The sequence below is a fragment of the Cupriavidus sp. UYPR2.512 genome (genome assembly GCF_000379565.1).
Taxonomy (GTDB): domain Bacteria; phylum Pseudomonadota; class Gammaproteobacteria; order Burkholderiales; family Burkholderiaceae; genus Cupriavidus.
In genome coordinates this window covers 1-5,403 of the sequence record NZ_KB902933.1, presented here as the reverse complement: position 1 = coordinate 5,403, position 5,403 = coordinate 1, and the positions used below count along the sequence as shown (strand labels likewise).

The window sequence follows — 5,403 nt, the reverse complement described above, 5'->3', positions numbered from 1 at the left end:
CGACAACGCGAAGATCCATCACGCCATCGAGCAGGATATCCTGGACCGCTGGCTCTTCGAGCACCGTATGGTTCTCTTTCATCTGCCGCCTTACAGCCCCGAACTCAACCTGATTGAAATCGTCTGGAAACATGCCAAGTACCACTGGCGACGCTTCGTCACATGGACCAAAGAAACCATCGATACCGAGATCGAAATTCTCCTCTCCGGCTACGGCTCAAAGTTTGAAATCCGTTTCTCGTGAATACTTATATGGAATATGGTGCCTCTCAATTCTCGCCTCCAAGCTGTGTCCGCAACCAGCTGCACGCCGGTGCCGAACGAGCTCCCCGGCCGAAGTCGGGCTGCCCCGCTCCCTCCGTTCCATTCCTGGGGGCTCGTATTCACCATCCTGGAAGTGGAACTCAATTGTGTAGGCGTCGAGGTAGGACGTACCAACCTGCCAGGCGATACCGCTGCATGGGCCATCGATGACCTGCCATGGGGTTCGGCATCAGAATCTGCCAACCGGCTGGCCAAGCTCGTTGTCCGATTCCTCCGGCCAGATTGGGAGGCTTCGTTTTGGTCGCACGAGTATTTCGAAGAGGTTGCCCGGGACTTCGCGCTTCGCTTTCTCGTGACGGCGCCACAGTCGGGTGGCCAGGTCACCCGCCAACAGCTGGACGCGTGGCTCGAATCGCTGGGCCTCCTGGTGGTTCCCCTACCCTCCTCAGTGCGACTCGTCGCGTAGGCTGGCGGCCTCGCGTCGTGACCTTCGGCTTGACCAGCACTGCCTTGCCGGCCTCGTCGACGCCATGAATGGCAAACACGGTCTTGGCGAGATCAATTCCAACGGTAACGATAGCCATGGACTTCCCCTTCGTTGGTTGTGATGCAGCTTCGACACGCCATCATGGCACGTCGGTGCCAACTGGCGGCTTCCGCCGCAACCTCGGGACGGGGAAGTCCCTTCCATTCGATCACCCCTCTATGAGTGCCGGCGCTAGGCGTGACGCTGTTAGCTCGCGCAGGCTAACGATTGCGAGTACCACCGAGCACAAATGAAAACGGCCACCCTCGATGGGGTGGCCGGTCTCAAAACACCGCTTCGTCATGCTGCTCGACGAAACTCCTGGGCCTGCTGACGCAGACGCTCCTTCTCTTGCTGACGCACCGCACGTTCGGCGAGCCGTTGCGCGCGACGCTCATACTGCAGTTTCCAGATATCGCAGAAATCCACACCTTCCTGAACTGATGCGATCACGATGACGCGCTTACCCATCGTGCGCAGCTTCTCGGCCAGTATGCCTGCGTGGTACTCGCCCGGCCGGATCTTGATAACGCCCCCCTCCCCGTCTTCGCCTTTCAAAGCCCGCTTTTCCTGCTCGCGGTCCCGATCGGCGTAGATGAAGATGGTGTCGTATCTGCACCAGTCGATGTCTGCACGGCTCAGGTTTCCGCAATCGAGCATGCTGCGTACTTCGATCTTGTTTTCATGCTTCGCGACGACTGCAAAGCCGGTCTCGGAACCTTCGGTCAGAGCAAGAGTTCGCGAAACGGCGTTGTTCAGCCGCGTCGAACCACCTGCAGGACCATCTGGGGACGGCATCTGCTTCTTTGCGGCCGACTTTCCTTTCTCATCAACGAACGGTACCTTTTGGCCTTCTGGCGTCAGGTAGAGTCGCTGAAGCGTCCGGGCAAGCTTGTCGCCGCCGGCGACGAGGCGCTGCAACATCACTGGAAACCTACCCTTGTACTTGCCGTCACTGTTCCGATACGTGAGACCGGGGTGGTAACGGACATCGGGACCGAGCCATTCGATACGAAGGCCTGGCACGCGATGACTCAAGTACTTCCAGACGGGCGAGTCTTCCGTAAAGGGCAGACTGCTTTCCCAAGTGTTGCGCAAAGTCGCCCGTTGCTCCTCGGGGCTCTTTTCCGGACGCGTTGGTATCTTCGGAATGAAGGTCGTGGGCGCCCTACCCTGATTGTATCGCTTCTCACGCAGTTCGTCATAGAGTTCCGGCAGCGGCTTCCCGGTGACTTCGTGGATGAGGCTCACGAGATCGGCACCGGTTCCGCACTTGGCGCAATACCATCCAGAACCACCCTTCCCACGACGTTCCCAGACAACGCGGAACGTCGAGCTGCCCGTGCAGAATGGACAAGGCCCCCATTTGCCACTGAGGATCTTGTCGTCCTGCACGTACAACGGCAGCACATTCTTCCAGTCGATCGAATTAACGTCGACGCGTTCTTTCGTCATGGTGTATGCCTCTTGCCAATGAATGGCGGATAGAAAGGCTGAAGACTCACCATGAGCCTTCCTGATGGATGCCGAAGCACACATCAGGAAAGCCCCCGAAGGGGGCGATCCTGGGCCGCTAGCGGCCCCGTGTTACATGATTCCGAATGCGCGCTGCGCGTCGAGTTGGCTAGCATTTCCAAGGAACGGAATGTCATCATCCGTTGAGAGCCACGACGGTCGCCGCCGTCATAATCGCCACCGCCTTCATCGCCACCACCTTGACCGCGGCTGCCCAGCATCTGCATCTGGTCAGCGATGATCTCGGTGCTGTACTTGTCCTGGCCGGACTGATCCTGCCACTTTCGTGTACGGATGCGACCTTCGATGTAGACCGAAGAGCCTTTCTTCAGGTACTGGCCAGCGATTTCAGCCAGCTTCCCGAAGAACGCGATGCGGTGCCACTCGGTTGCCTCCTTGAACTCGCCGGACTGCTTGTCTTTGTAACGGTCGGTGGTGGCCAACCGGACGTTGGTCACAGCATCGCCGCTGGGCAGGTAGCGAGTTTCCGGGTCGGCACCTAGGTTGTATCTTCAAACCCATTGGACGACGAGCCGCCACCCGTTGCCGGACGACTTCCATACCCGCTACCACCTGCGCCACCGCGTGACTGACGGGCTTCGCTCGAACCGGTCGACTGTTGTTGACCGGAACGGATTACTTTGTTCACTGATGCCATTTCATTTCTCCAAGGTCTCTCTGGAGACCGTGCGTGAGCCTTCCTTAAATGAACCGGGCAGTGTGACTGCGCCGGTTCCTCCAATACTGCTTCCGTAACAACTATCGACGTGCGCGCTCTACAACTTGAAAGTCGTAGATATTGCGCGACTTCTCATTGCGGATACCATTGCGAGTCACCCAGAACTGCTGGCGACCACGCTTCAGGCCGATCGTGTCGCCAATGGCGACGCGGTTCTTCTCCACGTGTTGCTCCAATTCATAACCCCTGAACTGTTGTTCATCGCCGTCCTTGGTCCTCAGCGTGATCGCGTAGATCTCGAAAGGGTCCTTTTTCGGCTTCTTGAGCTTGATGACACCGAGGCTAATCACCTTTCCGACAACACGACGAGCCCCTCGGAAATCCACCGGACCTTCCTCGACGCCGTTCTCCCCGGAGGGGCGAACATCGGCAGGAGGCGGCGGCGGATCACGTTGGATCGGTTGCTGGGTGCGCGGTGCTGCTGCGCTCACAGGTTCCGGGCTGCGTGGTGGTTCCGTTGCAGGGCCACTGCTGGGCGCTTGCGCATCCAGTTCGTCGAAACACGGCATGTTCGCCCACGGGGGAGCATCCTCGTCGATCGACGGACCTAGTTCCGGTACCGGGAAAGCCTGTGATTGCTGCGGAGTCACGGTCCGAATGGGTTGCATCGGCTGCTGAACGGAGTGGCCATCAGTCTTGCGACTGGGGCCGCGCCGCCGTGCTGCCGCGATCTCCCGACGGGTGTACTCGACCGCTTCCTCCAGAGTGAAAGCGACCCTCTCGCTCGCCGCCATGCTGCGCGTGAACGCGGCAAGGGGTTTACGAACCTGGCCCATCTCGATGCGTTGAATTTCGTTCTCCGCGAGGTAGACCGAGAATCGGTACTGCTTTTTCGAGATCATCACGTCAGCATGACGGTCGGCGATTCGCATCGCCGGCTTCTTCTCCCAGATCGCTGGCTTCGATTCCTCGGCGGCCGCTTGGGCTGCCGGCTTCTCGGAGGTCGATCGACGGACAACGCGTGCAGGTGGCTCGTCCACAGCTTCCTTCAACTTCGAAGGGGCTGCATCGCGGCGCACCGCTTCTTCCGTACACGGCTGCGGCTCTTGTGCTTCCGTGGTGCTGTTCAGCGAGCGCACGACGCCGCGAAGGGCCACGTACATGAGCTTAAGCACCTTTACGACCACAAGCATGCCTACCAGTACCAGGTTCAAGATACCCAATCTTGGGTTGGTGATACGGCCATTTGCGACTTGATTCATTGATTTCTCCAACCGGTTACGTCGACATAGCCGTCGAGCTTTCGCTCGCACTTGATCAGGAAGCCCTCGTCGTCGAAGGCCGCGATCGTGCGCAGCAGTCCCTTGAAATGCTCACGGAGGCAACGAGCCGCAACTCGCCTGATCCACTCTGCATCCCAACCCAGGCGCTCGCAGACGAAGCTGAAAGACACCAGCACGTCCGCGGATACAACGCCGCCGATTGCCTCGTCCGGCCGAGCATCCTGGAACGCGTAGATCCATTGCATCGTGTCGTATATACGCAGTTCATCTTGGTCCCGGCCCTCGAAGGCGAAGAGGTCCGGCCCCGTGCAGGCGACGAAATTACGCCGCTTGACGATCGCGCGCATGTCGTTCCACATCAGGTTGCCCAACAGCTTGCACATGGCCAGGTCCGGGGCGTCCGTCTCCTCGATGCGACAGAGGAGGCTTTCGAACGAACCGATGGCCTGGCCTTGCTCAGCGTCGTCGTCAGCAACAGCCTCCTCTGTGGCGGAATCCCGCCGACAAAATGTCGAAACGCTTGTGCCGTAGACGCGGCGGCGCGAGTCCTTCATTAGGACATCCCACACACCAGATGCTGCCTTCACGACTCGCGGTACCTCATCACTGAGGACCTCCTTGCCGATCGGGCTGGCGTCCTTCTTCGTTTCCACCGTGTCTCCGAGCCTTTTGTCTACCAGCGAAGGCTGGGCGACGATCGGGGACAACGCCACCGGTGGTGGAGGTACAGGTTCTCCAAACAATTCCAGGTTCATGATGCTTCCCCTTTGCCTCAGAAAGGCCGTTGAAAACCGGGAAGCGGGGCCGGGGCCTTTCCCCTACCGTCTGGCAGAGGAAAAACCCGGGAGGGTCTTTCCAGGGATGGCTTAGGAACGAGTGAGAAATAACTTCCCGAAGTGGACCTGGCGTGCGCAAAGCGACGCGGGTAAGATGTGATGCCTCTGGAGGACAAACGATGCAGGCTGGTTACCGGGCTGAGGTTGAAACGCGGATGAAGCGGCTGTACGCGCGCTTGTCGGAGAAGGACCGACGGCGGTATGCGGCTGTGGAGGCGGACAAGCTGGGCCATGGCGGTTTCGAATATATTGCGAAACTGTTTGAAATGGACCCGAAAACAATTAGACAAGGGCTAAAGG

At 59.1% G+C, this 5,403-nt stretch carries 5 protein-coding genes and 1 pseudogene; 2 read left to right on the top strand and 4 right to left on the bottom strand.

From position 1 onward, the window contains the following. The coding region (locus tag A3A5_RS45640; protein WP_018310849.1) for a transposase at positions 1–244 on the top strand (244 nt) is incomplete at its 5' end. An 846-nt stretch (positions 245–1,090) separates the two neighbouring features. Here the strand turns inward: A3A5_RS45640 and A3A5_RS38335 are convergent. The 4 genes from A3A5_RS38335 to A3A5_RS0112150 all read right to left on the bottom strand — a co-directional run bounded on the left by A3A5_RS38335 (position 1,091) and on the right by A3A5_RS0112150 (position 5,022). After that, positions 1,091–2,245 (bottom strand): toprim domain-containing protein, encoded by a 1,155-nt coding sequence (locus tag A3A5_RS38335; RefSeq protein WP_018310847.1) that lies wholly within the window; start codon positions 2,243–2,245, stop codon positions 1,091–1,093. Positions 2,246–2,328: 83 nt separating this feature from the next. Next, positions 2,329–2,763, bottom strand: a complete 435-nt coding sequence (ssb, locus tag A3A5_RS38330; protein WP_369797772.1) for a single-stranded DNA-binding protein — start codon at positions 2,761–2,763, stop codon at positions 2,329–2,331. Positions 2,764–3,064: 301 nt separating this feature from the next. After that, complete coding sequence (locus A3A5_RS0112155; RefSeq protein ID WP_018310846.1) at positions 3,065–4,246, bottom strand: hypothetical protein; 1,182 nt, start codon at positions 4,244–4,246, stop codon at positions 3,065–3,067. Next, positions 4,243–5,022: a hypothetical protein gene (locus tag A3A5_RS0112150; RefSeq protein ID WP_157637203.1), complete on the bottom strand. Its 780-nt coding sequence runs from the start codon at positions 5,020–5,022 to the stop codon at positions 4,243–4,245. Before A3A5_RS0112150 ends, A3A5_RS0112155 begins: the two co-directional genes overlap by 4 nt. 200 nt (positions 5,023–5,222) lie before the next feature. Between A3A5_RS0112150 and A3A5_RS44680 the strand changes: the two are divergent. Then, positions 5,223–5,403: pseudogene (locus tag A3A5_RS44680) on the top strand (hypothetical protein); the annotation flags it as partial.

Coding starts and splice junctions, on each gene's coding strand:
- A3A5_RS38335 (WP_018310847.1), bottom strand. CDS start 2,245: ATGACGAAAGAACGCGTCGACGTTAATTCGATCGACTGGAAGAATGTG.
- A3A5_RS0112155 (WP_018310846.1), bottom strand. CDS start 4,246: ATGAATCAAGTCGCAAATGGCCGTATCACCAACCCAAGATTGGGTATC.
- A3A5_RS0112150 (WP_157637203.1), bottom strand. CDS start 5,022: ATGAACCTGGAATTGTTTGGAGAACCTGTACCTCCACCACCGGTGGCG.